This window comes from Clavibacter sp. MX14-G9D, from assembly GCF_032917815.1.
Classification (GTDB): Bacteria; Actinomycetota; Actinomycetes; order Actinomycetales; family Microbacteriaceae; genus Clavibacter; species Clavibacter michiganensis_K.
On sequence record NZ_JAVCVL010000238.1, the window covers coordinates 1 to 3,967 of the forward strand.

The 3,967-nt window shown below is 75.7% G+C and carries 4 protein-coding genes, 1 tRNA gene and 2 pseudogenes; 5 read left to right on the top strand and 2 right to left on the bottom strand.

Going from position 1 to position 3,967, the window contains the following annotated elements:
- From Q6969_RS13825 to Q6969_RS13835, 3 genes and pseudogenes are all read left to right on the top strand, one after another.
- Nucleotides 1-666, top strand: a pseudogene (locus tag Q6969_RS13825) (hypothetical protein); the annotation flags it as partial.
- A gap of 36 nt (nt 667-702) precedes the next feature.
- Complete coding sequence (rsfS, locus tag Q6969_RS13830; protein WP_317230959.1) at nt 703-1,080, top strand: ribosome silencing factor; 378 nt, start codon at nt 703-705, stop codon at nt 1,078-1,080.
- A gap of 204 nt (nt 1,081-1,284) precedes the next feature.
- A tRNA-Ala gene (locus Q6969_RS13835) sits at nt 1,285-1,357 on the top strand.
- 64 nt (nt 1,358-1,421) lie between these two features.
- Here the strand turns inward: Q6969_RS13835 and Q6969_RS13840 are convergent.
- Nucleotides 1,422-1,760: a hypothetical protein gene (locus Q6969_RS13840; RefSeq protein ID WP_317230960.1), complete on the bottom strand. Its 339-nt coding sequence runs from the start codon at nt 1,758-1,760 to the stop codon at nt 1,422-1,424.
- A gap of 61 nt (nt 1,761-1,821) precedes the next feature.
- Complete coding sequence (locus Q6969_RS13845) at nt 1,822-3,006, bottom strand: Vms1/Ankzf1 family peptidyl-tRNA hydrolase (protein WP_317230961.1); 1,185 nt, start codon at nt 3,004-3,006, stop codon at nt 1,822-1,824.
- Nucleotides 3,007-3,161: 155 nt separating this feature from the next.
- Here Q6969_RS13845 and Q6969_RS13850 point away from each other — a divergent pair, with 155 nt between their 5' ends.
- Nucleotides 3,162-3,518: a hypothetical protein gene (locus Q6969_RS13850; protein ID WP_317230962.1), complete on the top strand. Its 357-nt coding sequence runs from the start codon at nt 3,162-3,164 to the stop codon at nt 3,516-3,518.
- A gap of 54 nt (nt 3,519-3,572) precedes the next feature.
- Nucleotides 3,573-3,967, top strand: a pseudogene (locus tag Q6969_RS13855) (SGNH/GDSL hydrolase family protein); the annotation flags it as partial.

Genomic DNA, 3,967 nt, shown 5'->3' on the forward strand with positions numbered 1-3,967 from the left:
CCGCCGCTGGCCGCGCACACGCCGAGCCGGGACGAGGACCCGCGGCCCGCCCCCTCCCCCGAGCCCGCGTCGTGGACGACCGGCGCCGCGGCCCCGTCGCTCGAGCCCGCGTTCGGCACCCGCGCGTCCGCCGCGGCCGAGGACCTCGAGGGCGTCGACCCCGGGGACCGCGCGGCCGAGCCGACCGGATCCGCCGCTGCCGACGCACGCACGCCGTTCACGCCGCCGACCGGCCACTGGTCGGTGCAGGACCAGGTCGACGAGGACCAGCCGCACACCGGAAACCACTTCATCCTCCCGACCGTGCCGCACGCCGGCGACATGCAGCAGGCGCTGAACAGCACGGGCGAGATCATCATCACCGGATCGATCGACCTGCCCCGCAGCCTGGGCTCCATGGGCACCCACCCGGACCGCTTCGACACGGCCGACATGGACCGGATCCTCGAGCAGGGCGACGACCACGACCACGCCCCGGGCGGCGCCGACTCGGAGCCCGTCCGCGCGAGCCGGGCGGTCAGCACCCACACCTCGACGCGCGCCGTCGTGCAGCCTCCGCCCCGCAAGCGCTTCACCGCGCCCGTCGTCGCGGCCGTCACGGCCGGGGGAGTCGCCGTCATCGGCGCGGGCCTCGTCATCGTCGCGTTCATGACGAATGTATTCTGAACCCCTGCACCACCCCACCCGTCCCGGAAGGACTCTGTGACCGCTTCTCCCCGCGCCCTCGACCTGCTCAAGGTCGCCGCATCCGCCGCCGACTCCAAGCAGGCCATCGACCTGGTCGCGCTCGACGTCTCCGGGCCCCTGCCCCTCACCGACGTCTTCCTCATCGCCTCGGCCCGCAACGAGCGGAACGCGCAGGCGGTCGCCGACGAGATCGAGGACAAGATGATCGAGGCCGGCGCCAAGCCGCTGCGCCGCGAGGGGAAGAGCGAGGGCCGCTGGATCCTCCTCGACTTCGGCGACGTCGTCGCCCACGTCTTCACCGAGGAGGACCGCATGTACTACTCGCTGGAGCGCCTCTGGAAGGACTGCCCCGTGGTCGAGCTCGAGATCGAGCCGAGCCCGTCCGCATCCTGATCGGCCCCGGCCCGGGCCGGCCGACGCGCCCGTGAGGCGCCCGGTCCGGCCCGCCGTCCGCGCGCCCCGCGCCCGGTCACGGCCCCGTCCGCCCGGATCCGCGCGGCGGGACGCGCCGGGATGAGCGGGGAGGATGCCCTGGTCATGGGGCGGCCGGAATGTGTAGTAATGTGGACGAGTCGCTTCCGCAGGGAAGCGGAGAACGGGTCTGTGGCGCAGTTGGTAGCGCACCTGCATGGCATGCAGGGGGTCAGGGGTTCGAATCCCCTCAGATCCACCCTCGAGCCCCGCTCCTCCTCACGGAGGGGCGGGGCTCTTCCCGTTCGCGGGCCCTGCCTGGCTCAGCGGGGCTGCGCGGGGTTCGTCGGGTCGCCGTGCGAGGGCGGGTTCACGGGCGGTCCGCTCGTCGCCGGCGTGACCTGCGGCACGTGACCGCCCTGCGCGACCTCGGGCATGGTCTCCGGGACGCGGCCGGCGGGCTCGGCGCCGCCGCGCAGCGCCTCGAGGCGCCGTTCGAGCACCTGCATCACCGGGAGGCGGTCCCCGTGCGCACCCTCGTAGGCGACGAGCAGCAGGAGCTGCCGCTCGTCCAGGGGCAGGAGCCGCTGAGGGAGCGTCGCGAGCGGGATGTGGTCGAAGTCGGGCAGGGGCAGGTCGTCGTGGGCGGGTGCGTCGGTCATGGTGCCTCCTCGGGGCTCGTGTCGATGGTGGGTGCGCGGCGTGCGGGGTCGGGGACGGCGTTCACGCGGTCGTGCCCGTCCCCGGTACCGCCGGGCCCTCGGGCCAGCGCAGGAGGGCGGCGACGGACGCGCCGCCGGGCAGGCCGATCGCGTCCGGGCCGTCGGGCGCCGTGGTCGAGTCCGTGAGGACGATGCGCGCGTCGGTCAGCAGCGCGGCCCGGGTGAGCGCGACGTGCGCCGGCACGTGCCCCAGGACCTCGGCGCCGAGTGCGTCCTCCGGGGCGGCCGCGATCCACGGGGCGTCACCGAGCGCCAGCAGGCGCTGGTCGCGGAGCGCGTCGGCGTCGAGCACGAGGGTGTCGACCTGGGCGCTCGCGAGGGCGCGCACGACGGCACCCACCCGCGTCTCCGCCCAGCCGTCGCCGCGGCCCTCGTGCTGGGCCACGCGGTCGAGGACGTCGCGCTCGCCCGCCGCCAGGATCCGCTGCAGCTCCGTCCGCGTCCGGTCCTCGAGGGCCCGGCCGTCGGCGCCGTCGGCGCGCGTGTTCGTCGGCTCCACCGCCAGGATCGCCCGGGCCTCCGCTCCGAGCTCCCCCTCGAGCAGCTGGCGGGCCCGGATGTCGCCGGCGACGACGAGGAGGCGCGGCCGGTGCCGTCGGACGACCTCGTCGACGCGCTCGGCGAGCTCGCCCTGCGTCTGGCGCCAGATCTCCTCCGCGTGGTGCTGCAGCCGGTCCTGGCGCCACCCGCCCGTCTGCACCGCGTGCAGCGTGTCGGTCCGGCCCTCGACCGAGCGCTCGTCGACGAGCTCGTCCGCGCCCGCCCGCAGGACGCGCACCTCGCCGCCGTCCCGGCTGGTCTCCACGACCACGTAGGCGATGCGCTCGGGCTCGCGCTCCAGGAGGGGCACGAGGTCGGGGACCGGGACGACGCCCACGGACTCGGGCTCGGTGGGGATGCCGGGGATCGACTCGTCGAGGACCAGCTCGCCGCCCTCGACGAGGACGATGCGGGTGCGCGGGCCGCCAGGCGCGGGCTCGTGCGCGAGCGCCGACGAGACCAGCGCGAGGTCCTCGTCGGACGCGCCGTCGCGGGCGAGCCGGTCGACGACGCTCCGCCGCCGGGTCTCGAGCACCTGCGGGGGATCGGCCGTGTCGACGGAGTCGTCGACGTGCACCTGGATCCAGGGCCCGGGTCGTCGGAGCAGCTCGGCCCAGGTGCGCCGTTCGGTCGTGAGGTCGGTCATGGGAGTGCCTCCATCTCGTCGTGGACGTCCCCCCACCCGACGCCCGACGACCCGGAGGCGCCAAGGGCCTTGACAGCCCCGCCGGGTCCTCGCGGGGTGCCGCGCACGCGCTCCCCGATCGGGGGACTGTCCTCCACTTGGAGGACGCGGGTACCGTGGCCCAGGTCATCGACCCCTGGAGCTCCACAATGTCGCACGCCACCCTGCACCGGACGCACGCCACCGACCCGCACCGCGCATCGGTGGTCGGATCCGCGGTACTGGGGTTCCTCGCCGCGTTCGTGGTGGGCGCGGCGGTCATCGTCACGCTCCTCATCACCTCCTTCGCGCAGGGCACCGAGGGCTACCCGGGGCTCGACGTGCCCGGCGTCGTCGACACGCGCATCGACCACGGCAGCGTCGTGACGCAGATCGGCCCGGGCGGCTTCCTCTTCCCGCTGGCCGCCGGCCTCCTGGTCGGGCTCATCGTGGCCGTGGTCGTCTACGTCCGCCGACGCGGCGCCGAGGACTGATCCTGCTCCTCCCGTCCGGGGATCCGCCCGCGGCCCTCGCGTAGGGTCGACGGGATGGACCACGCCGACGACGCCCCCGCTCCCGCGAACCGCCGGACCGCGTCCCGGGCCTCGTCACGACGGCCCTCGGTGCCTCGCCGCGGGGCCGTGCTGGGGGCGCTCCTGACGGGGCTGCTCCTCATCGTGGGCGGCTGCTCGGGTCCGGGCCCGGTGGCGCCGACGGCGACGGCGGAGCCGCTGCGCATCGTGTCCCTCGGCGACTCGTACTCGACCGGCACCGGCCCTGCGGAGCCCGTCCCCGGCGACCCCGGGGTCTGCGGCCGCACCGTGGCCGCGTCCGTCCGCGTCGCCGCGGCGGCCGTCGGCGCCGAGCTGGTGGACGCGGCCTGCGACGGGGCCACGACGGCGGACCTCACGGCGCCGCGGGAGCGCGGCGGGCAGACGGTGCC

Bases quoted from the DNA above. Each gene is read 5' to 3' on its own strand.
- Q6969_RS13840 (WP_317230960.1), bottom strand. From the start codon at position 1,760: ATGACCGACGCACCCGCCCACGACGACCTGCCCCTGCCCGACTTCGAC.
- Q6969_RS13845 (WP_317230961.1), bottom strand. From the start codon at position 3,006: ATGACCGACCTCACGACCGAACGGCGCACCTGGGCCGAGCTGCTCCGA.